Origin of the sequence: Pedobacter duraquae (assembly GCF_004362245.1) — a bacterium.
In the GTDB taxonomy this organism is placed as follows: Bacteria; Bacteroidota; Bacteroidia; order Sphingobacteriales; family Sphingobacteriaceae; genus Pedobacter; species Pedobacter duraquae.
On record NZ_SNWM01000003.1, the window covers coordinates 424,532 to 448,024 of the forward strand.

Consider the following 23,493-nt stretch of genomic DNA (forward strand, 5'->3'; position numbering starts at 1 on the left):
GATCTTGTAGAACGTTCTTTATTCATTAAATTTAGGTGTAGTTGAAAAAAAATGGAGAGCGACAAGGTTCTCCTTTTTTGTTTAAACAGTTTTCCCCAGCTCCAGCACAAATTCATCGGCAAGCACACTCTTTTCAGATTCGTCAGGCCGCTCATCATGTGGAATAGTGTAATAAGAACCTGTCAGGGTTAACCCCTCATCGGTTTTCTCCAGACTTATTTTTAAAAAGCCGTGCTTCAGCTCTGAAAAGCTTTCCAGTTCCACGTCATCAAATAGTGGGTTGACTGTAGTAAAGTTCGGATCTGTGGTTAAAGCCAGACTATGTAACTCATCAAAACCACCTGCACCGCAAACAATAAAAGGTACCGTACTTCCATCCGCATAATGTTTACTGAAACGTTGGTAGTTGTGCACATGCCCGCTAAAAACAGCATCAGGCTTGATCCCTGTCTCCTCAAAAACACCCTCCAGAAAAGTAATCATTGGAATGCTCGACCCATGATTGGTATCAGCCGAATAAGGGGCATGGTGAATACAAACAATAACCGCCTTGTCTGGTCTTTCCTGGTCTGCCTTTTTTAAAGTCTCCACAAACCATTCCCGTTGTTCTGGGGTGATTACACCGAATTTTGGGACATTACTATGTAACCCTATAATGGTAGCAAGCGGTGTATCCAAACTCCAATATACATTAGGCTGGATCATGCTTTTCCGTGCTGCACCCCCGCTAAATGGAACTGTTAATGGTTCTGCCGCACAAAATACCTCTTTAAAGGCTGATAAACTGGCATAAGGCTTCGGATTCAAAATATTAACATCACTATCGTGATTCCCTGCAATGGCGAAAATGGGCCCGGGATACACACCATAGGGCTTAAAAAACTGATTGTAATATTGATCGGCTTCGCCAAAATGGTAGACAATATCCCCCAGGTGAAACAAAAACTTCGGAGTACTATCGGAATCCATGGCTTCTGTATACTGCTGCGCCATCTCGGAAGCGATGAGCTGCTGGAACCTCGGACTTTTAATACCGCCGGTATCACCAACCAAATGGAATACCATTTTATCTGCAGTAAATTCAGGAATCACCTCAGCTAATTTAAGCTGGTACGGATACTTGCCTGTAGGTTTTGGGAGCGGCTGGAACTTGAAAGAATCGTCAGGTTGGTTTTTCTTAAATACGGGTTTGACAACTCTCAGAGAAGGAATAATCGACATAACACTAAGCTTGCTGCAAAAATACCAAAATGCTTATTAAGACAGGGTTAAATTAACATCCCCCGGTCATTTTTGTCTGATTCATTAATTGAAAACTAATGATTTGACAATATAGCGAGGGTAACTTGCAGAAACAAAACGATAACAGATGCTCGCATTTAAAATCTGCACCAGGCACCCGAAATTGGTTTTTCTTTTCCTGTTCATGTTGCTGCCCAAGCTCATGTCGGCACAGGATTTCCCACTAAGTAAAGCTTTTGCCCATAATGATTACTGGCATAAACGCCCGCTTTACGATGCGCTCGACAACGGCTACACGCACATCGAAGCCGATGTGTACCTGCGGCGTGGTAAACTCCTGGTTTCACACCTGCCACCCTTCTTCAGTAAAAAAAGAACACTCGAGTCACTGTACCTTAAGCCCCTGATGGCCTACGCACAGACAGCCGACAGTCAGCCGATAACGCTAATGATTGATGTCAAATCAAAGGCTCAACCTACCTATGAGGCATTGGAGCAACTGCTTCAGAACTATCAAGGACTCATCTCAACCTATACAGCGGGCGTCATTACAAAACGTAAAGTAACCATTGTACTTACCGGACATAAGCCTTTTCAGTTTTTAAAGAACCAAACCAGTGGTTGGGCTTTTGTAGATGACGACTTGATTAACCCCACCGCCAATGCCAGGTTTAATGCCTTGTTTCAAACCGCAAGTTGTAAATATTCAAACGTACTTTCCTGGACAGGCGAGGGCATTATGCCTGCACAGGAACGCAGGCAGCTATGTGCTTTCGTTGAGCAGGCGCATAGCACAGGCAAGAAAGTACGGCTCTGGGCTTCGCCCGAAAACAGAACGGTCTGGGCAGAGTTACTGAGCTGCGGTATAGACCTCATCAATACGGACCAGCTTTTAAGACTAAAGACATTCCTCTTGGAAGAGGTGCTACGCTTTGCAAAAGCCGAACCGCGTGCAGATTTTACCCAATAAGTTAAAAACTTAATAGTATAGTGATTAACAGGTAATAGCAGTATCCTATTTTGCTGAAAAACGAGTAGATGAAGAGGATTAAAGTTGCATTCTTTGCGGAAATACTGGTGGAAGATTTCGATGGCGCATCACGAACGATGTTCCAGCTGATTAATAGGATCGATCCTGAGATTTTTGAATTCCTGTTTATTTGTGGCCTCGGCCCCGGATTGCTCCGCGGCTTCGAATGCTTCCGCATTCCATCTGTCACTCTTCCCCTGAATACAACTTATAAAATGGCTGTTCCGTTTCTGGTGCAACAGGAGCTTCGAGAAAAGTTGAATCACTTCGCCCCTGATATTGTCCATATTGCTACACCTTCATGGCTTGGGAATTTTGCCCTTAAGCATGCAAAACAGGCGCAGGTGCCGGTAATTAGTATTTACCATACCCACTTTATTTCTTATATCGATTATTATTTTAAATATACACCTTTTCTGATCGAGCCGGTAAAACAGCGTCTGGCAGAAAGTCAACAGGTCTTTTATAACCAATGCGATGTGGTTTATGTCCCTTCGCAAAGTATTTGTGGAGAACTCCTGCAAATGGGCATCGCACAGCGCCGGATGAAAATCTGGAAACGCGGTATTGATGCTGCTTTGTTCAGCCCCGCAAAAAGAGACCCTGGATTGATGCGCGAACTTACCGGCAATAACCATCCAACATTGCTTTTCGCCAGTCGCCTTGTCTGGGAAAAGAACCTGGAAACCTTATTTCGTATTTACGACCTGATACAAAAGCAAAACATCAAATGTAATTTCGTAATCGCCGGTGAGGGCATTGCCCGCAAAGCTTGTGAGCTCCGCATGAAAAGCGCAATATTTACCGGCAAGGTAAGTCACGAAAAACTATCGGTATTATATGCTTCGTCAGATATTTTTGTTTTCCCTTCAGTATCCGAAACCTGTGGCAATGTAGTGCTGGAGGCTATGGCATCAGGTCTGCCCTGCATCATCGCCGATGGTGGTGGATCAAAGGATTTTATTAAGCAAGGCTTCAATGGTTTTACCTGCAGTCCCTATCAGGAGCAGGATTATGTAAATAAAATTAGCCTGCTGCTGGAAAGTAATCGTTTAGCTCATCAGTTTAGCAATAACGGACTGGAACATAGCAGAGGTTTTTGCTGGAACAGGTTAGCGGCAACTTATTTTCAAGAATTACAGGAGCTGAGCAAAATAGATGCAATGGTTTTAGCTTAACTGTTCTGCTTGATGATGAAATGGATAAAATGGCTGGGCCTCGCTGCAGTGCTGATCTGTTTATGGCTTTTTGTACGGGCTACAGATTTTTCAGCGGTTGGCATTTTGCTGCGAAAAACAGGGCTACGCTTCGGATATCTGATCGGTATTACGCTGGTTGCTTATGTTTTCGGAACCTTAAGCTGGTGGTATTGCCTGGGGGAGTACCGCAAATCAGTGTCTATTTACCAGTTGTTTGTAGTGCGCCACATCGGTGAAACCTTAAGTCTGGTTAACCCAACGAGTATTATCGCAGGAGAAACAGCCAAGGTATTCCTGCTAAAGAATAACGGTATTGAGCGTCCGGTAGTGATTGCTTCAATTTTGATTTCCCGTTTGCTGTTGATAATCAGTCAGTTGACGCTGCTTGTTGGTGTCTTGATACCATTTTTATACAGCAGGGATTTGCTCACATTTAATCGTTTTTACATATGGGCAGTCGCAGCAATTCTACTCATTGCAGGAATCTGTTTATTGCTGTACCGGCAAACGGTAAATGCGCAATGGATGCTCAATATCAAACGAAAACTCAGCGCTGTCACCATTTCCTGGCGTCAATTAACTACCTACAGCGGAAAGGCAACTGGACTAGCTTTTCTCTTTGCCCTCTTGCACTGGATATGTGGTGCTTTGGAATTCTACCTGATTATCCGTTTTCTGGGCTTCAATGTGAGTCTGATCCGCGGACTGCTTGTAGACCTGGGGGTAGTAGTATTCAAATCTGCAGGGGCGTTTGTACCAGGACAGTTAGGGGTAGAGGAATATGGAAATAAAACTATGATCGCGGTAATTGGCATTCAAAGTACAACACTCTGGGTTGCTGCCTCCATCCTTCGCCGGAGCAGGCAGCTATTCTGGATTATTATAGGGTGTTGTGCCTGGATGCTGGTGCAGGTTACCGCTAAACTTACAGACAAAAAGCGCAATGGAAATTTTATTTATAAGTCATAAGTACCCACCTGTAATCGGTGGTATGGAAAAACAGAGTTTCGAATTAATTACGGGCATGAAGAAGCATGCGAAGGTATACAGCATTATTCTGGATGCCGAGAAGGAAAGCCGGCTCCACTTTTTTTTAAATCTGGAAGACAGGATCATTGCGATGTGCATCAAACACCCGCTCATCACGATTATTCACTTTAATGATGCACTGGTTGCTGCTGCCTGCCTGCGTCATAAAAGGTACAGGCATTTAAAACACACCATGACCGTGCATGGCTTGGATGTTGTTTTCCCGAATTGGATCTACCGTACCTGGATCTTCAAAAAGTTTAACCGTTTTAGTCTGATTTTTGCCGTGAGCACTGCTACTGCCCAGGCTTGTATTGCACGCGGAATTAATAAAGATAAAATTGTTGTGGTACACAATGGAGTGGACCACGCGATGCAGGCTCCGGCTTGCAAAGCGCAGATGGAAACACTATTGAGTAGTCAGTATGGAATAGACACGCAAGGGCAGCGGGTTATTGTGGCCATGGGCAGGCCGGTAACCAGAAAAGGATTTTCCTGGTTTATCGCTCAGGTAGTTCCCAAACTAGATCCTGATATCATGTTATTGCTTATCGGGCCTGGTCAACAGACACATCCGGTTAAAAGCGGGCTTTGGTCAGCTATTCCAGAAACATTAAGAAAACCCATAGAACTTTTTCTAGGTATGCCTTCTGATGCCAGGCAGATTACAAAACTCGTGAATAAACCCAATACCGCAGCTGTTGTTAAACAGCTTGGTGCGATGGCATACGAGGATATCCTAAAAATCATGCGCTCTGCTGATGCCTTTGTCATGCCCAATATAGCCATCAAAGGCGATATGGAAGGATTTGGATTGGTTTGCCTGGAAGCGGCTTTGTGTGGCGTTCCGGTTTATGCCGCCGCTATAGATGGAATTACGGATGTAATCCATAACGGTAAAAACGGCTTTTTATTGCCCTCCGGTGATGCTGAGATCTGGGCAAGGCACATCAACGCTATCGGTACCAATAGCGCTGCCGCTTTTTTACGCGAAGAAGCCATGGCCTATACAGCTGCTCAATTTGGCTGGACTAAAATGGTTCAGGAATATGAATATCATTTCTCAACAATTTGCCCAGCATGACGGGCAATTTTTGTTAATAGATCCAATAAATCATTTAACTGTATCGGTTTAGGTAGGTAGTCATCCATACCAGCTTTTAAATAAGCCTCTTTATCTTCAGGCATGGCATTGGCCGTCATCGCCACAATGGAAGGATGGTAATTATGCGCTGCCCTGATGAGTTGAGTTGCTTCCACACCGCCCATTTCAGGCATCTGTATATCCATCAGGATCAGTTCGTATTTCTGAACCTGCAACTGATTCAAAACGCCGATTCCATTTTCTACAAGGTCAGGTGTATAGCCTAATTTGCGTAAAATAGTCATGATCAGCTTCTGGTTAATCATGTTGTCTTCTGCAACCAATATTCGTAAAGGGAAACGGAGTGCAAACTCCGGATTCAAAACTTTTTTATCGGGTACGGGGCTGAGCACTACAGGTAGTGGATGTACTGCTCTTGGTAGTCCTGCCTGAATAGTAAAGCGGAAGGTTGTTCCTTCACCATACACACTTTCAGCAGTGATTGTACCCTTCATTAAATGTACCAGCCGCTCGCAAATCACCAATCCTAATCCGGTGCCCCCATATTTTCTTGTTGTTGAAGAATCTACCTGAGAGAAAGCTTTGAAAAGTTTGGATAACTTGTCGGCGGGGATGCCTATACCCTGATCACTTATGGTGAATCCAAGCTCAAGAAAACCGGCAGGTTTAGCCGAGACCAGCGTAATATCCAAACAGATCTTTCCTTCCTGTGTAAATTTGACTGCATTGCCCAGCAGGTTGGTCAATACCTGCTTCAACCGCATCTGGTCTCCAGAAATCAGTGCTGGAATTTCTGGTGCGATGTGCGTATGTAATACCAATCCAAGTTGTGCAATCCGGTCTTTGAATAAATCTGTTACCTCCCGGATACAGCGTCGTAAATCAAAATCATGGATATCTAGCTCAAGCTTCCCAGATTCGATCTTAGAGAAATCTAAGATATCGTTGATCACATTGATCAGTGTCTCTCCGCTGTTTTTTATAGTTTGCAGATAGCTGCTCTGCTCAGTGTCCAGGCTTGTTTCAGACAGCAGAGCCGCCATTCCGAGTACGCCATTCATTGGTGTACGGATCTCATGACTCATCGTGGCCAGGAAAACACTTTTTGCTTCATTGGCGCGTTCAGCTTCTTCCTTGGCATCGAGCTCCTGTTTACTTTGCAGATGTAATTCTTCGTTTACAGCGTATAGCTCTTCAGATTGAGCCTGCAGTTCTTCAGACTGGGCCTGCAGTTCCTCATTGGCATTTTGTAATTCTACAGTGCGGGAGTTCAGGTTTTGGATATAGTCACGCAAGGTAGTTTTCAGCAAGTTGAAGTCGCTGAACAAACGCTCAATTTCTGATGTATTAGGAACAAAACCCCGGTCGGCCTGTGAGAGCTGTATGTCTTTAAAGTCGGAGTGGATAAAATGCCCCATGCGTTTATTCAGTTCCTGCAGATCGCTGGTGAGCAGGCTGGTGACCAGGAAAGACAGCCCAATCATCAGCAGCAGTAAACATATAGAAACGATAAGGAGTAACTGTGTGAAGTTATGCTGTAACTGGAGTGTTTGCTGGGTAGCGATGTCAAAAGTAGACTGATAAATACGGCTGAACAGGTCTATTCCATTTAAGGTATTTGGCACCAGGCCCTTGTTATTGTTGATGCCCAGTTTTTCAGTGTAGCTAACAAGCAACTCAAAATCATTTTTGTAGTTGGATAGGGCTTTATAGCTCGTACCGGATTTTGGGAAAAGATTGCGAATAGAATCGATCTGGCTCACAAACAATGTGGCATATTCCAGGCGACCCCTCAGCATGTAGTCCTTTTCATGTCTCCGTAACTGAAGGATTTCGTATTTGGTAACGGTGCTGGACTGTTCTATCCAATGTGCATACTTTCGCATACGTCCTTCCAGTCCATAGTCCTCAAATCCTTTTTTAAAATAGAGTGTTTTAAGTTGTTTTCCGGATGATAAAGTAGATTTACTGAGCACAATCAACTGCTCCAGCTCAGCATCTACCGCTATATTACTCTGTTTGGCAAGTAATTGTAATGCTAGAATATGTTGCGGGATAGTACCCTGCAAATCAATAAACTGATCAATATCCGCTTGTTTGGTTGTTTGATAAAATGCTTCCTGATGAAACCCAGATAGCATAAACCGATGCAGATGATTGGTGCTTTTTAGGTACTGAGTTTGTATATAGGTAAGCTGTTCGGAGAAAAGGCGCAGCCGCTGTTGTTTAATATCAATAAACAGGTAGGTTATTACCCAGATCAGTATGACCAGAACAAAACAAAGGAAGCTTAAAATTAATCTGGCTCTGAAAGATTTGAATAGAAATTTGTTGTACATCCGTTGGTCAAAATTACGGAAGCTTGCAGAAGCAATTGTTAACAACAGGTTAAGCTATTGTAAATAGGCGCAGTTTAACCGCAGATACCGGGCGACTACTTTTGATGCGAAGCTATTTTAGCTTTCTGCTGGGCACCATCTTTAATGCCGATTTTAAAAATGTCCTTTACAAAAGTGCCACCAACCATGATTAAAAGAACCGCTGCGAACCGAATTGCTGTTGTTTTTCCTGATTTCATATCTGAATAAGTATAGCGATAAATGTAGTGATTATTATTTCAGGTGTAGGTATATTTTATAGTATTGACAAAAAAGTAAGATTTGTTTTCTTATAAAATAATAATCAGGTAATCTTGACTTAATAAGGCCAGGGTACTTTTGAGCCATGTCTGGAGCCGAAAAGTATACAACCGATGATAGGGTACTGTTGCTGGAAATGCAAGCGGACAGCATAGCAGCCTTTGATGCCATATATGAACGTTATTGGGAACTGGTTTATAGTGCGGCCTATAAACGACTTAGAAATTCCGATCTATCTAAAGATATCACTCAGGATATTTTTCTTAAACTTTGGTCAGGGCGTAATAAAACAACCATTCTCAATCTTCCTGCATACCTGCACACTTCGGTACGTAATAATGTGTTTAAACTGCTGGAAAAAGAACAACGTTATACGCCAATACCAGAACTTATGACAGAATCTGAAAGCGCGATTGAGGGGGCAGATGCTGCTTTATTGCGTAAAGACTTTGTTTATAGTTATGATCAGTTACTTAACCAGCTTACAGCCTCCCAACAACAGATTTTCAGAATGCGCTTTGATCAGGATCAGTCTACAACAGAGATTTCGGCCCAATTGGGAATATCCCGCAAAACGGTACAAAATCAATTGGGCCGGAGCATCGCTTTTTTAAAAGCATCCCTGGCTTTTACCGTAATATTGATCTTGCCTTTTTTATTTTAAGTAGCCAGTCAAATTGCGTATCTTGCAGCATACAATTTCCTGATGGCCTAATTTTCAGCGGTTAAGCAACTAAATATTATTGGTGTCGAAATGCTGAAATCCAAATAAAATTGGCCCTACAAGTAGGGGTACCCAGACCCTACAAATTCTGTAGGACGCTGATCAGGACAATCACCAACAAAGTGCATTTAAAGTATAATAATGGTCTATAAGGCTTTTTAAGTTGTTCGTAATTGCTTCGCCTTTTCTTCGGCTTCTGTTCGGCTTTCCTTCGCCTTCTCTTCGGCTCGGGCCGTATGATCACCGTAAATGATCCCTACAAAAGCTGAATTAAAGGCGTAATAATTTAAAAGCCTCTAAGACAAACTTCAGGCGCCTCTACAAGATAGGATACTACACGATAAAATTAGCTGAGGGCAGCTCTCGCTCGAGTAACGCAGGGTTGATTACTTTTCTGATTCAAGCTGATCACTAATGTACGAAAAAAAATAAATTTTTCCATGGGACTTTTTCGGTTTCGGCGGTCATGTTATAAATGGCTTGCTAATGAACATGGATAAAGGAGACTTTCTTAAGCTCGTACAAAAATATAATGCAGGTGTTGCTTCTCCGGAAGAAATACAATTCCTGCATGCATATTATGAGCTTTCTGAAACTGCGGGAATAGATCCGCAGTTGGAAAGCGCGTCGGCTAAAGAAACACTGCGCGTTAGCATGCGTGACGCCATGAAACCGGCAATCGAGGCCCGGATAGCACACAAGAACCAGGCTTGGTATCTACAGCCTATCGCCATTGCAGCAAGTGTAACCATGATCCTTTTTGCAACTTTTCTTGCCGTTAGTCCGGTAAAACAAAAAAATCAAGTGTTGGCAAAGGATGCTCCGGTGCAAATTGTTCCAGGTGGTAATAAGGCTACGTTGACCCTGGCCGATGGATCGACCATTATTCTGGAAGGTGCCAAGAATGGCGTGCTTGCCATGCAGGGCAATACCGCTATCCGTAAAACCAGTAACGGACAAATTATTTACCTCGATCCTGATCAGCGTGAATCTGCAAAGGTTAATGGTAGCGCTCCAATGAATATGATATCCACCCCACGTGGCGGGCAATATCAGCTTACATTACCCGACGGCTCCAGGGTATGGTTAAATTCTGCTTCTTCTATTCGCTTTCCTGCTGAATTTGACGGGAATGAGCGGGTAGTGGAAATTACTGGCGAAGCCTATTTTGAGGTGGCTAAAGTATTTAAGGTGACTAGCAAGATGGCTATGCAGGAGCGACTGCCATTTATCGTTCGGACGGCGGATCAGGAAGTAGAGGTTCTGGGCACACATTTTAATGTCAATGCATATACCGATGAATCAGAAACGAGAACAACACTGCTGGAAGGCAAAGTGAAGGTTGCAGGAGGCTCAAAGCAGCTGGCTAAAATACTGGCGCCCGGTCAGCAGTCACTGGTCTCAAAAAACAAGGCTGATATCGATGTTGAAGCAGCAGACCTTGAATCTGCCGTTGCCTGGAAGAATGGGTACTTCAAATTTAATAAGCAAGACCTTAAAACAATCATGCGGCAGATTTCCAGGTGGTATGATGTGGATGTGACTTATGCAGGAGCAGTGTCGTCAGACTTATTTGTGGGTAAAATCAAACGGAGTGAAAATATTGCGGATGTACTTCGCGTGCTTGAAATCAGCAAAGTCAACTTTAGATTTTCAGGAAAAAAGATCATTGTTAAATAATCAGGTATTCATCTAAAAAGAAAACTATGGACACATAATTACTTCAGCCACATCAATATCCATAAAAAATCCGAAAGTGGTTGCAACACTTCCGGACATGCTCCCGAAACGGGAAGCTGGATCTCTAAAATTCTTTTAACGAAAACGCTATTAACCCAACTGTACAAAAGTATGCAATTAAATTTTCATTGTAAAATGACGTATGACGCGCCATTTTCATTAACTAAAATGTTTCGGATCATGAAACTAACGGTTTTATTTTTAACCCTTTTCTGTCTACAGCTTAGTGCCAACAGCTTTGCGCAGAATATTAGTATTTCGGGTAAAGACATTGCACTTGAAAAAGTGATGTCGGTTATAGAAAAACAAAGTGGTTACTACTTTTTCTATAAATACAACGAACTCAAAACAGGTACGCCTGTTAGTTTGAACCTGAAAAACGTAAATGTAGATCAGGCCCTGAAACTAGCTTTTAAAGGTCAGCCGTTCGACTATGTGATCGAAAACAAAACCATTATTATCACCAAAAAGAATGCAGTAATCACAGCCGTTATTCTGAACCTCGTTGGGGTAAGCGGGAAGGTAACTGACGAAAAAGGAGGTCCTTTGCGCGGTGCAACGGTGAAAGTAAAGGGTAGCACAATGATGACGACGACAGATGAAAACGGCACGTTCAACTTCAATAATGTTGATGCTAAAGCTATTCTGGTTATTTCTTACACAGGTTATGCCCCTCAGGAAATTTCAGCCAGCAATGCTGCAAGCAGCAATATCGTGCTGAAAGCAGAGATGAACGATCTCAATGAAGTGGTAGTAATCGGTTATGGTACGGTAAAAAAGCAGGATCTTTCCGCAGCTGTGTCTACCGTTCCTGACATGGATCAGGTAAAGAACAGACCAGTGCTTAATGTACCTGCAATGATTCAGGGAAAGGTTCCCGGAGTTACTGTTGTGAACAATGGAGGACACCCCAACGGCGGCCCATCCTTAACCATCAGAGGAATGGGATCACGGTCTGGTGAGAACGTATTATACGTTGTTGATGGTGTACCTAATGCACCATACAATCCAGCGGATGTGGAATCTATTACCGTGTTGAAAGATGCTGCCTCTGCAGCCATTTACGGTGCTTTTGCCGGTGCTGCTGGTGTTGTGTTAATTACGACTAAGCAGGCGGCAGCAGGAAAACCGACAGTAGAATATACTGCTTTTACTGGTGCTAAGACGGCGTGGAGATTGCCACATGCACTTAATGCTGCGGATGAAGCGAAGGTGTCAAACCTGGCTTATACAAATGCTGGGCTTACGCCACTTGCAGGATGGGACATTACGAAAAATCCCTATGCACAGGTGACGCGCACTGACTGGGTAGATGAAGTTTTCAGAACTGGCGTTATTCAACGACACAATGTGAGTATTAACGCTGGAAATGAGCAATTCAAAACCTTGCTGCAAGGGCGCTATGAAAAGGAAGAAGGTACGCTGTTAAATACCTACAACCAAAATGCGTCATTACGTTTTAATACTAGCTACGAGTTTAACAAGCACATCAAGCTTTCTGAAAATGTGTTCTGGAATAATAATGATAACCGTGGTACTTCAACTTCAAGCGGATACAGTGGAACAATCCTGTCTGCGATTTATATGCCCAGTTCGGCTCCTGTATATTATGCCGATGGATCATTTGGCGGTGTTGGCCCGAGAGATTCCAATTACCTGGGTATCCACGGTGATGCAATCAATCCGGTAGCTTCGTTGTTGAGAAATCAGCCCTTTAATAAAACAAACGATCTCCAATCAGTAACTGAATTAAGTGTTGCTGATATTATTGACGGATTATCCTTTGTTTCCCGTTTTTCTTATCGTCAGAGTAATAATTTATACAAGAACTTCGAGCCAAAAAGAACAGAACCAGGAAAACCAAGCAGTCAGAATTACTTGTCATATAGCACAAATAAAGGCTATCAATACATCTGGGAAAATACATTGAACTATAGTAAAGTATTTAACAGACATTCAATCGGTGCTATGTTGTCTACCACTTCTCAGGAAGAGGGCTCCAAATCATTCAGTGCACGGGCACAGGGATTTGAAAACGAGAGCGACTGGGCGCAATTTTTCCAGAATGCTGCGGCGTTTGGGATTGACAGACCGGGTAGTGATGATTGGAAAGACAGGAATACATCGTACGTTGGTCGTGTTTCCTATAGCTGGGCAGACCGCTATTTCCTGACTGGAAGTTATCGTTTTGATATTGCGGGAAGGTTGCCTGCAGGACGCAGATCTAAAGGCTTACCGGGTGTTACTGCAGCATGGAAAATCAGTTCGGAGCCGTTCTTCCAGGTTGATGCAATCAATCTGTTGAAACTCCGTGCCAGCTGGGGTAAAATCGGAAACCTGGGCTCTATAGGCAGGTATTACGGTTATGCTACTTTAAGCACCAATGGAACCAGTCAGGTTGGTGACGGTGCATTATCGACCCCTGCTTTGTATATCGATAGTCGTAAAAACCTGGATCTTACCTGGGAGACATCGAGACAAACTGATATTGGTTTGGACCTGAGCGTGATGAAGAACAGGCTGACATTTACGGCTGACTATTTTGATAAGCTTACGTACGACCTGATCAAACAACAGGATAACCTTTGGCCAAATACATACGGACTTGGACGGCCTTACATCAATCAGGGACAGATCAGCAATAAAGGTTTTGAATTTTCTGCGGCCTGGAAAGACCGCGTGGGTAGTGTTGACTATGGAATCTCTGGAAACATCGCTACACTGAAAAACAGAATTCAATATATTGATGAAAACCCTACCTCTACATGGGGTGATGGGGATAGCTGGAGAGGCGTTTTAGCGCCTTACAGGTCAACTGTCGGCCAACCATTATATTCATATTGGTTGATTAAAACAGATGGACTTTTCCAATCTGATGCAGAGGCTGCCGCCTATGTTAAAGATGGCAACAGAATTCAGCCGCAGGCTAAAGCAGGCGATCTTAAATTTATCGACTTAAATAACGATGGAAAAATTGATGATGGTGACCGCTCTTATATGGGTAGCGCATTTCCTAAACTGACTTATGGTTTTACGGCTAATGTTGCCTGGAAGAACTTCGATCTGAGCATATTTATGCAAGGTGTTGGCGGGGTTAAACTTTTCCATGCCTTTAAAGAATCGACTTTAAATGGCGCAGAACAAGGTTATAACAGATGGGATAAAATCCTTGAAGCCTGGTCGCCAGAGAATACCGGATCAAATATTCCTAGAATCAGAGCCAACGATCCGAACAAAAACTTTCAGCAGCCATCAGACTGGTTCCTGGAAAATGGAAACTACCTACGGATGAAAAACCTTTTACTAGGTTACACATTGCCTAAAATGAAATGGAATTCAGGCTTCCGTGTGTATTTCAGCGGAGATAACCTGTTGACATTCACCAAATATTCGGGCATGGACCCTGAGGTTGGCGGAATAGGTTTTGACGGCGGTCAGTTTCCATTGGCAAGAGTATATTCAGTAGGTGTAAGTGTTAAATTCTAATTTAAAAAAGATGAAACTAAAGTATATTGTACCGATGCTTATGGCTGTGCTCAGCTTAGGCGCATGTAAAGAAACCTGGGTAGATACTAAACCCAATGGAGCACCAACTACTGCTTATTTCTGGCAGAGCGAAGAGGACGTTAACAAAGCGGTGGCGGCTATTTATGTGCCAATGCGTTACGAATCTACCTGGGGAAGGGATCTCTTCTGGACGCAGAATGCAAGTGACGATTTAATTGTTGGCCGTGTAAAGGCAGACGCAGAGAATATCAAAAACTTTATTCCTACTGGTCGGGAAGGTTATTTGACCAGTGGCTGGAATGATCTCTACTGGATGTTGAACAAGGCAAACCAGGTGATTCAGTTTGCTCCTTCGGCGGTAAACGTTTCTGATGCGGTACGTAACCGTGCCCTTGGTGAAGCTTATTTTATCCGCGGCTTCTCACACTTCTGGATTGCTTATATGTACGGCACCAAAACGCAGGGTGTTCCTTTTGATAAACCTGAGAATCCGGAATACGAAAAACGCATGCCACCGCAGTTGCCTACCGTAATGGATAATTATGCACAGATTGTAGGTGATTTCCAGAAAGCGGCAGACCTGTTGCCTTTATTCGAAAGTTATAGTGCTGCCGATCGTGGTCGTGCACACAAGGCTGCAGCATGGGGCTATATGATTAAAACGCTTGCTTATTGGGCACAATATGACGCCAGTAAATGGGCGCAGATTCCGGAACTAGCGGACAAAATCAAGAACGAAGGACACAGGGCCCTCATTACGGGTAAGGCCAATGCCAAAGAAAACTATAGTTCTGTATTTAAAGTAGCCAATAACTGGAGTTCTGAATACATCTGGTCTGTAACTTCGGGCATTACCGGTGGATCGGAATTTCCTGGTGTAGTTTTAGAAAATAAAGGCTGGGGCATTTACAACGGCTGGGGATATTTCCAACCTACAGAAGAACTATATGAGGAATATGAAGCCAATGATCCAAGAAGAGAAGTGACCATCCTCAAGTTTGGCGATAAGTTTACTTTCTTCGGTCAGGAGCGTACTTTCTTCTCTACAAACAGCTTATCTGGTTTCCAGATTGCCAAGTACATGGAACCGTATACCTACGGTACCAATGGTAATGCAGGTAGCAATACCTATATCAATCCAAGTGGTGATTATCCGACTACGTCGCTCAACCTGCCGTTGATGCGGTATGCTGAGATTCTGTTATTCAAGGCCGAAGCCTTGATTCAACAGGGTAAAAATGGAGAAGCTGCGGCTCCACTAAACGAAGTAAGAAGCAGAGCCGGACTGGCCGCTATTGCAAGTCCGACGATGAACGACCTGAAACATGAGCGCAGGGTGGAGCTTGCCTGTGAGTGGACTGACCGTTTTATGGATTTGAAACGCTGGGGAGATGTTGCCAAGATCAATGCTCCATTACACGGCAGAATCCATGCGAACAGCACAGACCCAAACTCAGCTTATACGATTCAGACCGTATGGCCTGCACGTAAGTTTGATCCAAACAAACATGCCGCATGGCCAATTAGTCCTGACGAGATATCGCGCAGCAATGGAGCTTATAAACAAACTCCGGGCTGGTAGATTTTAATGATTGATGTACTGCCGGTTATGCCGGCAGTACTTGTTTATATAATACTGATGAAGAAAATACTGATTACCTTAATTTCCCTGTTGTCTTTTTTAAGCACTCAGGCACAAACGGCAATACATTCTGCCCTGAATGGGCACAGTCATAATGACTACAATCAAAATATTCCGCTATTGCGGGCTTATTACGCAGGAATGGGCTCTATTGAAGCCGATGTATTTCTGCAGAACGGCAAACTGCTCGTTGCGCATGATATTAAGGAAGTAACAGCGAACAGCACATTGCAAAAGATGTACCTGGAACCCATTGCAGGCTTTTTCGCCAAACATAAGGGTTCAGTCTATCCAGATCAAAAAAGCAAGCTACAGCTGGTTATTGATATTAAGGAAAACTACGGGGCAGCAATCCCTGCATTGATTGAAGCGCTCAAACCGTACCTGGAAATCTTCGACGCCAAGCACAATGCAAACGCGGTTAAAATTGTAATCAGCGGAGATATGCCCGCCCCTGCAGATTTTAAGAAATATCCGGATTATATTTATTTTGACGGGAGGCCTGAAACGAAATACACTGCCGCTGAGCTGGAACGCGTGGCCATGATCAGTGGTTCGCTGAGCGATTATACCAAATGGAATGGTAAAGGTACGCCGACACCACAAGACGCAGTCAAGTTGGCCGCACTGATACAACAAGCACATCACCAGCAGAAGCCTTTCCGCTTCTGGGCTACCAAAGACAGTCCGAATACCTGGATTGAACTGGAGAAGTTGGGTGCCGACTGGATTGGTACAGATCATCCGGAACAGCTGCAGCACTTTTACAGTGAGCGCGCCAAAACAACTTTTATCAATCCAACTAAAGGTTACGCCCCTTATCGTCCTACATATAAATCTGACGGGGGACTTGGGAAGGTGAAAAATGTGATTTTACTGATCGGTGATGGGATGGGTTTAGCGCAGATTCAAGCAGCGCTAACGGCAAACTTTGGTCTGTTAAATCTTACATTTTTCAAACACCTTGGGCTGTCCAGAACCGAAGCGTCAAATTCTGACATTACAGATTCCGCGGCTGGTGCAACTGCTTTTGGTACCGGAGAGAAAACTAATAACCGATACATCAGTGTAGATCCTGCAGGTAAAGCACTGAAATCTATCCCGGAAGTAATTGCTGATTATGGCATGAAAACGGGAATTATTAGTAGTGGCGATATAACCGATGCTACACCAGCAGTGTTTTATGCGCATCAGCCCGAGCGGTCTATGTCTAGGGAGATTGCTGCCGACCTGGGCACAAGCAAGGTAGACATTTTGGTTGGATCCAATCGCAGGAGTTTTATGGAAGGTGCAAATCAGCACCTGTTGGATACCCTCGCAAAAAAAGGCTTTACGCTATCAAGAACGTTAAAGGAATTTGAGGCTGCTAAATCCGGCAAACAATTGGTGTTACTTGATGATTCGGTTACCAGGCCGGTTAAAGCGGGCCGGGGTATAATGCTGCGGACTTCCTTGCTGAAAACTATTGACCTATTGTCGGCTAATAAGCGAGGCTTTTTTATTATGGCCGAGGGGGCGCAAATTGACTATGGCGGTCATGCCAATGATTTGCCATATGCCGTGACCGAACTACACGATTTTGATCAGACCGTTGCTGAGGCTTTGCGTTTCGCCGATCAAGACGGTGAGACACTGGTCATTGTTACCGCAGACCATGAGACCGGGGGACTTAGCCTGCTGGATGCAAATGCGAAGCAGGGTACGGTACGGGGTAATTTCAGTACTGACGATCATACGAATATTATGGTTCCTGTTTTTGCGTATGGACCCGGAGCAGCAAATTTCATTGGTGTTTATCCGAACACAGAGATTTTTAAGAAAATTATCAGAACTTTAAAAAGATAGCGATATAAGATATGCAGACCAGAAGGGATTTCATCAGACAAGCGGCAATACTTTCCGGAGCGGCAGGTGCTACTGCCATGATTCCAGCTTCAGTACTCAGGGCGATGACAATCAATCCCGCAGCAGGCAGTACCTTTATGGATGCTGAGCATATTGTGGTCTTAATGCAGGAGAACCGATCGTTCGATCATTGTTTCGGGGCATTGCAGGGCGTTCGTGGTTTCAACGATCCGCGGGCGATCCGTTTGCCGAATCAAAACCTGGTCTGGATGCAGGAAAATGCCAAAGGACATACCTATGCGCCTTTCAGGCTTAATATTAAAGAAACGCGTTCTACCTGGCTGGGCTCGCTTCCACATTCCTGGACCAATCAGGTTGATGCACGTAATAACGGGCATTATGACAAGTGGCTAGATTCGAAGGCTTCGGGCCGGAAAGGATTTGAGCAGGTACCGTTAACCATGGGCTATTACAATAGGGAAGACCTTCCTTTTTATTATGCCATGGCTGATGCATTTACGGTGTGCGATCAGAATTTCTGTTCATCGCTTACCGGTACTACGCCAAACAGGTTGTTTTTGTGGACTGGAACAGTGCGTCCAGAGCAATCAGCAAAGGCGCCGGCTTTTCTGCGGAATGAAAATCTGGATTATGACCGTGAAGCACATTGGAAAACCTTTCCGGAGGTGCTGGAAGATCATGCTGTTTCCTGGAAGATTTACCAGAACGAGCTGAGTCTGCCAACGGGGTTGAACGGAGATGAAGATGCCTGGTTGGCCAATTTTACAGATAATCCGATCGAATGGTTCAGTCAGTTTAATGTGCGGTATGCTGCGGCTTATCGGGAAAACCTGAAAAAACTGGATCTGGTATTACCAACGGAGATTGCAGCGCTGGAAAGTTCGTTAACTACGATGGATGCCGGTAAGAAAAAAGACAGTGTACTTAAAGCAATCGGGGAGAAGCAGCAGCAATTGATTCAGGTACGTAAGGATATCCAATTCTGGACAGCCGAAAAATATGCAAAACTTTCTCAGAAAGAAAAGAACATGCATGATAAAGCATTTACGACTAATAAAAATGATCCTGATTACCGTTCACTAACGAAACTGACTTATAAAGATGGTGCCGAAGATCGGAAAATGCTGGTTCCAAAAGGAGACCCGTTATATCAGTTTCGGACAGATGTAGCTCAGGGTAAACTTCCGGCAGTTTCCTGGCTTGTGGCTTCAGAGAATTTCTCTGACCACCCGGGGGCACCATGGTATGGTTCCTGGTATGTTTCTGAGGCCTTGGATATATTGACAAAGAATCCTGAGGTTTGGAAAAAGACCATTTTTATTTTGTGTTATGATGAAAATGACGGATACTTTGATCATGTACCTCCATTTGTAGCACCTGATCCGGCGGATTCGTCGACAGGTAAAGTATCCGCTGGGATTGACACAGGTGTAGAATTCTGCAGTCTGGCGGAAGATCAGAAATGGAATCCCGGATCGTCACATCGTGGTGGTCCGGTTGGCCTGGGATATCGTGTTCCATTAGTTATTGCTTCGCCCTGGAGCAGGGGAGGAAATGTATGTTCTGAAGTTTTTGACCATACATCTGTTTTGCAGTTGATGGAGAAACTGCTGAGCCATAGAACAGGAAAGAAAATTGAGGCAGCGAATATCTCCAGCTGGAGAAGAACGATTTGCGGGGATTTATCGTCTGTGTTTCAGCCCTACCATGGCGAGTCCGTTAAATTTCCAGTCAGACCTGTAAAGGAGCGCTTTATGGAGCAGATTTACAACAGTCAGTTTAAGCCAGATCCTTTGGGATATATTCAGTTGAGTGCTGCACAAATCGCTGAGGCCAATGCGCATCCATCAATATCTTCAGTGCTTCCCAAGCAGGAGCCTGGGATCAGGAAATCTACTGCGCTGCCTTATGAAATATATGCTGACGGATTTGTAAACCGGGATACAGGGAAGTTTGATTTAACGTTAACGGCGGGAAATAAACTGTTTGGCAAAACAAGTTCAGGTGTTCCCTTTACCATTTACCGAAGCGGGCTTGCGCCAGCCAGTTATGCTGTTTCTGCTGGTGAATGGCTAAAAGATGCTTATCAAATTGCTGACCGTGCTTATGCCTTTGAAGTACATGGACCCAATGGTTTTTATCGAAAATTTAGTGGCTTGGGAAGTGATCCTGATGTACAGATCCGATGCAAATATGAATTGTCTGGTCAATTGAACCAATTAACCGGTCATGTTTTGCTTGAATTGATGGGTTCAGTGGATCAGCCTTTAAAGGTGTTGATACGTGATAATGCCTACCATGCGGAGCCAATGCAGCTGGAGCTCTTAGCACGTGAACCAAAAAACATAGTATGGAATACTGGCAAAAGTTACGGCTGGTATGATTTCAGCGTATTTATCTCTGGGTATGACGCCTTCGAATATCGCTTTGCAGGGCGTGTTGAAACAGGTAAATCCAGTCATACAGATCCATTTATGGGCAGGTAGGGAGAAGTCTGATTGTTGAAATATTAATTAGGATCCGCTAACTCATGGATTATTAATTAATTTCGCGCAACATAATTTCTATCTATCCCACATGCAGGTATTTCTGAACCTCTTTGATTTTAAGCAAAAAATGAATTACCGGACTGAGATTTTGGCAGGGCTTACGGTAGCGATGACGATGATTCCAGAGTCACTTTCTTTTGCGATCCTTGCGGGATTTCCACCCCTGACCGGCCTATATGCCGCATTCATTATGGGCTTGGTTACCGCTATTTTTGGTGGCAGGCCGGGACTTGTTTCTGGTGGTGCAGGTGCAACTGTGATTGTGCTCATCGCCCTGATGAAGTCGCATGGCATAGAGTATGTTTTTGCTGCGGTGGCGTTGGCAGGTTTTTTTCAAATTATAGTAGGTCTATTTAAGCTCGGGAAATTTATTACGCTGGTGCCAAAACCTGTAATGTATGGCTTTGTCAATGGTTTGGCCGTTGTAATTTTTATGGCCCAGTTAGAACAGTTTAAGACTGTTGTTAACGGGCAGCTTAGCTGGATGACAGGTCCGCCATTATGGATTATGGGAGGTTTGGTATTGCTGACCATTGGATTAGTTGTGCTGATGCCGCGGGTAACTAAGGTTATACCGGCTTCACTGGCGGCTATCATTATTGTATTTGCGGTTGTTTTAGGATTTCATATTGATACCAGAACGGTTAAAGACATCGCTTCAGTAAGTGGTGGGTTTCCCCCTTTTCACATTCCATCAGTTCCATTAACTTTAGCTACTTTACAGGTTATCTTTCCTTACGGGTTAATTATGGCGGGCGTTGGGCTTACCGAAGGATTGCTCACTTTGAATCTGGTTGATGAGCTTACAGCAACTAAAGGGAATGGAAACAGAGAATCCATCGCACAGGGTGCGGCCAATATATTAAATGGATTTTTTACCGGCATGGGTGGCTGCCCGATGATTGCACAAACATTGGTGAATATCTCTGCAGGTGCCCGGGCAAGGCTATCAGGCATTGTTGCGGCGCTTACGATCTTGGTGATCATCATTTTTGGTGCCCCGGTGATTGGCTTAGTGCCTATGGCAGCCTTAACTGGAGTAATGATCATGGTTGCAATCGGTACTTTTGAGTGGGCAAGTTTCCGCATCATCAATAAAATGCCCAGACAAGATATTGTAGTCGGCATATTGGTTGCTGTAATCACAGTTTTACTACATAATCTGGCGCTTGCAGTTTTGATTGGTGTAATTATCTCGGCCTTGGTCTTTGCCTGGGATAGTGCAAAACGGATCAGGGTTAAACATTTTATCGATGCAGAGGGAGCGAAACATTACGAACTCCATGGGCCCTTGTTTTTCGGGTCTGCTGCAACTTTTACGGAAAAATTCGATGTGACTGACGATCCTGCTATTGTGATTATTGATTTTAAAGCGAGTAGGATAGCAGATATGTCGGCAATAGATGCCTTACATGCACTTACCGGTAAATATGCTGCGCTTGGAAAGACATTATACCTTACCCAGCTGAGCCCCGAGTCTCAGTTGTTATTAAAGAATGCGGATGAAGTAATTGCTGTTAATTTGCTGGACAACAGTAAGCGTTAACATATCGCCTACTGCTAGTCCAGCTTCATTTTTTAATGTTGATGGCGGAGCTCTTCAAGATGGGTAAGTCCCGCTGGCGTAAGCGTGCCAGTATGCTGGATCTCATCACGATTAATATGTACATATCCCATAGCTTCCAGTTCTTCATATTCAGCTTCCATTCCACCTAATATTGGAGAACTTACCTGGGTATCGATCATTTCTAGCAGTTCTTTTAATTGTAAAGATTCCATAGTTTCTAATTTCTACAGTTAAAACACCGGGCTTACAAAGTTGTTTGATCTCGATATGGTTAAATAACTAAATAAATCAGCTGGTTGTAGCACCTGAGTACTTTGATGCGTTCATTGTGTAAACCATTAAAACGCTGTCATGAGATCATTAAAATTATTTGCTGCATTCCTGTTTTTGCTAACGATCAGCTCGTCGTTCTTTTCTTGTAAAAAAGATCCTGGAACTGAACGGGGTACGTTACCGGGTACCTGGAAACTTACTGAAGTATGGTCGGGTATAGGCAATGGAACAGGCAATTGGGGTAAAGTACCCGAAAGTCCAGAGGTAAAATTAACCATCAACCAGAATGGCTCGGTATCTGGAGATATGTTTACAGAAGTAGAAAGTTTTACTGTTGTAGATAGTACCCATTTACAGGTGCAGCTTAAAGGGGCACACACTGAGCAGATCATCACATTTGTTTACGCATTGGCTGGAAATACCCTGGAAATTGAGGGTGTTTGTTTTGAAGGCTGTCGTTACCGCTTTGTTAAGGTTAAATAATTCAATTGATGGTTGCTGTTGAGCCAGCTTGTTAACTCTTCAAGCCAGGATTCTTTGGTAGTAGGGTTGTTTAATCCAAAGCCATGGCCTCCGTTTTGAAAAATGTGCAGCTCTGCAGCAACCTGTTTGCTCCGCAATGCGTCATAAAAAGCAATGCTGTTTTTAATTGGAACCACTTTATCATCCTGAGCATGGAAAATGAAGCAAGGTGGGGTCTTTTTGGTGACGTGTAAATCTGCAGAATAAAGGTCGGCAAGTTTTTGATCTGGGTGTTCCCCGAGTAAATTCTTCTTACTACCGGCATGTGTAATACTATCCTGCATACTGATTACCGGATACCCTAGTACTGCCCAATCGGGTCTAAGGCTTGTGCCATTACTTTTTATGACTTGCTGGTCAAACTTAGTGATCAGTGTTGCTGCAAGGTGCCCTCCTGCTGAAAAGCCAAGAATACCGATATTGCGCGGATTAATATTCGTTTTTTTTGCATTATTTCTGATGATTAGCATTGCCCGTTGGGCATCCATTAAAGGAACCAATTCCTTTTTGTCAAAACAACTGCTGTTGTTAGGGAGACGGTATTTAAGCACAAACGCAGTAATTCCCAAATCATTAAAAGCTTTGGCAACTGCGTAACCTTCATGACCCATTGCCAGGTGCTGATATCCGCCTCCGGGAATAATCAATACAGCTCCCTTAAATTTATCCTGCTTTGCGGGTTTAAAAATAGCCAATGTTGGGGTTGTAACGTTGGCTGCTGTTAGGCCTAATTGGCCGGTTTCCTGAATGTCGCAAGGGTTGTTGCCAGGTGCTGCCCCTGGATATAATGGCCAGATTTCCTGAGCCTGTGTCAGTGTCGAGCTAAGCAGGCAAAGTAGGAGTACTATTTTTTTCATAA

At 43.8% G+C, this 23,493-nt stretch carries 17 protein-coding genes; 12 read left to right on the top strand and 5 right to left on the bottom strand.

The features are described from left to right. Positions 1–81 precede the first annotated feature (81 nt). Positions 82–1,221 (bottom strand): metallophosphoesterase family protein, encoded by a 1,140-nt coding sequence (locus CLV32_RS13340; protein ID WP_133556307.1) that lies wholly within the window; start codon positions 1,219–1,221, stop codon positions 82–84. Between the two features lie 148 nt (positions 1,222–1,369). Here CLV32_RS13340 and CLV32_RS13345 point away from each other — a divergent pair, with 148 nt between their 5' ends. The 4 genes from CLV32_RS13345 to CLV32_RS13360 all read left to right on the top strand — a co-directional run bounded on the left by CLV32_RS13345 (position 1,370) and on the right by CLV32_RS13360 (position 5,584). Further along, entirely contained in the window at positions 1,370–2,212 is an 843-nt protein-coding gene (locus CLV32_RS13345; RefSeq protein ID WP_133556309.1) for a phosphatidylinositol-specific phospholipase C/glycerophosphodiester phosphodiesterase family protein, read from the top strand. Between the two features lie 68 nt (positions 2,213–2,280). Continuing rightward, complete coding sequence (locus tag CLV32_RS13350; RefSeq protein ID WP_133556311.1) at positions 2,281–3,450, top strand: glycosyltransferase family 4 protein; 1,170 nt, start codon at positions 2,281–2,283, stop codon at positions 3,448–3,450. 12 nt (positions 3,451–3,462) lie between these two features. Next, positions 3,463–4,440 carry a lysylphosphatidylglycerol synthase transmembrane domain-containing protein gene (locus tag CLV32_RS13355; RefSeq protein WP_133556313.1) on the top strand — a complete coding sequence of 326 codons (978 nt, stop codon included), beginning with the start codon at positions 3,463–3,465 and terminating at the stop codon, positions 4,438–4,440. Beyond that, on the top strand, positions 4,415–5,584 hold the full coding sequence (locus CLV32_RS13360; RefSeq protein ID WP_133556315.1) for a glycosyltransferase family 4 protein: 1,170 nt from the start codon (positions 4,415–4,417) through the stop codon (positions 5,582–5,584). The genes CLV32_RS13355 and CLV32_RS13360 overlap by 26 nt, the downstream gene beginning before the upstream one ends. Here the strand turns inward: CLV32_RS13360 and CLV32_RS13365 are convergent. Together CLV32_RS13365 and CLV32_RS23105 are read right to left on the bottom strand one after the other, a co-directional pair. Next, positions 5,557–7,944 (bottom strand): ATP-binding protein, encoded by a 2,388-nt coding sequence (locus CLV32_RS13365; protein ID WP_133556317.1) that lies wholly within the window; start codon positions 7,942–7,944, stop codon positions 5,557–5,559. The two genes, CLV32_RS13360 and CLV32_RS13365, sit on opposite strands and share 28 nt — an antisense overlap. Before the next feature lie 95 nt (positions 7,945–8,039). Beyond that, on the bottom strand, positions 8,040–8,183 hold the full coding sequence (locus CLV32_RS23105; protein WP_166641942.1) for a hypothetical protein: 144 nt from the start codon (positions 8,181–8,183) through the stop codon (positions 8,040–8,042). Positions 8,184–8,329: 146 nt separating this feature from the next. Here CLV32_RS23105 and CLV32_RS13370 point away from each other — a divergent pair, with 146 nt between their 5' ends. The 7 genes from CLV32_RS13370 (at position 8,330) to CLV32_RS13400 (ending at position 21,818) form a co-directional block, all read left to right on the top strand. Beyond that, on the top strand, positions 8,330–8,908 hold the full coding sequence (locus CLV32_RS13370; RefSeq protein WP_133556319.1) for an RNA polymerase sigma factor: 579 nt from the start codon (positions 8,330–8,332) through the stop codon (positions 8,906–8,908). A gap of 546 nt (positions 8,909–9,454) precedes the next feature. Continuing rightward, positions 9,455–10,648, top strand: coding sequence for a FecR family protein (locus CLV32_RS13375; RefSeq protein WP_133556321.1), 1,194 nt, complete (start codon positions 9,455–9,457; stop codon positions 10,646–10,648). 240 nt (positions 10,649–10,888) lie between these two features. After that, a complete protein-coding gene (locus CLV32_RS13380; protein WP_243732314.1) occupies positions 10,889–14,194 on the top strand; it encodes a TonB-dependent receptor in 3,306 nt (1,101 codons plus the stop codon). 10 nt (positions 14,195–14,204) lie between these two features. Next, a complete protein-coding gene (locus tag CLV32_RS13385) occupies positions 14,205–15,797 on the top strand; it encodes a RagB/SusD family nutrient uptake outer membrane protein (RefSeq protein WP_133556323.1) in 1,593 nt (530 codons plus the stop codon). Between the two features lie 57 nt (positions 15,798–15,854). After that, on the top strand, positions 15,855–17,702 hold the full coding sequence (locus tag CLV32_RS13390; RefSeq protein ID WP_133556324.1) for an alkaline phosphatase: 1,848 nt from the start codon (positions 15,855–15,857) through the stop codon (positions 17,700–17,702). 11 nt (positions 17,703–17,713) lie between these two features. After that, the gene (locus tag CLV32_RS13395; RefSeq protein WP_133556326.1) at positions 17,714–20,209 is read left to right on the top strand and encodes a phosphocholine-specific phospholipase C; all 2,496 of its coding nucleotides are present in this window, start codon (positions 17,714–17,716) and stop codon (positions 20,207–20,209) included. A gap of 91 nt (positions 20,210–20,300) precedes the next feature. Next, complete coding sequence (locus CLV32_RS13400) at positions 20,301–21,818, top strand: SulP family inorganic anion transporter (RefSeq protein ID WP_133556328.1); 1,518 nt, start codon at positions 20,301–20,303, stop codon at positions 21,816–21,818. Between the two features lie 32 nt (positions 21,819–21,850). Here CLV32_RS13400 and CLV32_RS13405 read toward each other — a convergent pair whose 3' ends face one another. Next, positions 21,851–22,051 (bottom strand): hypothetical protein, encoded by a 201-nt coding sequence (locus CLV32_RS13405; protein ID WP_133556330.1) that lies wholly within the window; start codon positions 22,049–22,051, stop codon positions 21,851–21,853. Positions 22,052–22,190: 139 nt separating this feature from the next. Between CLV32_RS13405 and CLV32_RS13410 the strand changes: the two genes are divergently transcribed. Next, the gene (locus CLV32_RS13410; RefSeq protein ID WP_133556332.1) at positions 22,191–22,595 is read left to right on the top strand and encodes a hypothetical protein; all 405 of its coding nucleotides are present in this window, start codon (positions 22,191–22,193) and stop codon (positions 22,593–22,595) included. Here the strand turns inward: CLV32_RS13410 and CLV32_RS13415 are convergent. After that, a complete protein-coding gene (locus CLV32_RS13415) occupies positions 22,571–23,491 on the bottom strand; it encodes an alpha/beta hydrolase (protein WP_133556334.1) in 921 nt (306 codons plus the stop codon). The genes CLV32_RS13410 and CLV32_RS13415 overlap by 25 nt on opposite strands. Positions 23,492–23,493 lie beyond the last annotated feature (2 nt).

Bases quoted from the DNA above. Each gene is read 5' to 3' on its own strand.
- CLV32_RS13340 (WP_133556307.1), bottom strand. From the start codon at position 1,221: ATGTCGATTATTCCTTCTCTGAGAGTTGTCAAACCCGTATTTAAGAAA.
- CLV32_RS13345 (WP_133556309.1), top strand. From the start codon at position 1,370: ATGCTCGCATTTAAAATCTGCACCAGGCACCCGAAATTGGTTTTTCTT.
- CLV32_RS13350 (WP_133556311.1), top strand. From the start codon at position 2,281: ATGAAGAGGATTAAAGTTGCATTCTTTGCGGAAATACTGGTGGAAGAT.
- CLV32_RS13355 (WP_133556313.1), top strand. From the start codon at position 3,463: ATGATGAAATGGATAAAATGGCTGGGCCTCGCTGCAGTGCTGATCTGT.
- CLV32_RS13360 (WP_133556315.1), top strand. From the start codon at position 4,415: ATGGAAATTTTATTTATAAGTCATAAGTACCCACCTGTAATCGGTGGT.
- CLV32_RS13365 (WP_133556317.1), bottom strand. From the start codon at position 7,944: ATGTACAACAAATTTCTATTCAAATCTTTCAGAGCCAGATTAATTTTA.
- CLV32_RS23105 (WP_166641942.1), bottom strand. From the start codon at position 8,183: ATGAAATCAGGAAAAACAACAGCAATTCGGTTCGCAGCGGTTCTTTTA.
- CLV32_RS13370 (WP_133556319.1), top strand. From the start codon at position 8,330: ATGTCTGGAGCCGAAAAGTATACAACCGATGATAGGGTACTGTTGCTG.
- CLV32_RS13375 (WP_133556321.1), top strand. From the start codon at position 9,455: ATGAACATGGATAAAGGAGACTTTCTTAAGCTCGTACAAAAATATAAT.
- CLV32_RS13380 (WP_243732314.1), top strand. From the start codon at position 10,889: ATGAAACTAACGGTTTTATTTTTAACCCTTTTCTGTCTACAGCTTAGT.
- CLV32_RS13385 (WP_133556323.1), top strand. From the start codon at position 14,205: ATGAAACTAAAGTATATTGTACCGATGCTTATGGCTGTGCTCAGCTTA.
- CLV32_RS13390 (WP_133556324.1), top strand. From the start codon at position 15,855: ATGAAGAAAATACTGATTACCTTAATTTCCCTGTTGTCTTTTTTAAGC.
- CLV32_RS13395 (WP_133556326.1), top strand. From the start codon at position 17,714: ATGCAGACCAGAAGGGATTTCATCAGACAAGCGGCAATACTTTCCGGA.
- CLV32_RS13400 (WP_133556328.1), top strand. From the start codon at position 20,301: ATGCAGGTATTTCTGAACCTCTTTGATTTTAAGCAAAAAATGAATTAC.
- CLV32_RS13405 (WP_133556330.1), bottom strand. From the start codon at position 22,051: ATGGAATCTTTACAATTAAAAGAACTGCTAGAAATGATCGATACCCAG.
- CLV32_RS13410 (WP_133556332.1), top strand. From the start codon at position 22,191: ATGAGATCATTAAAATTATTTGCTGCATTCCTGTTTTTGCTAACGATC.
- CLV32_RS13415 (WP_133556334.1), bottom strand. From the start codon at position 23,491: ATGAAAAAAATAGTACTCCTACTTTGCCTGCTTAGCTCGACACTGACA.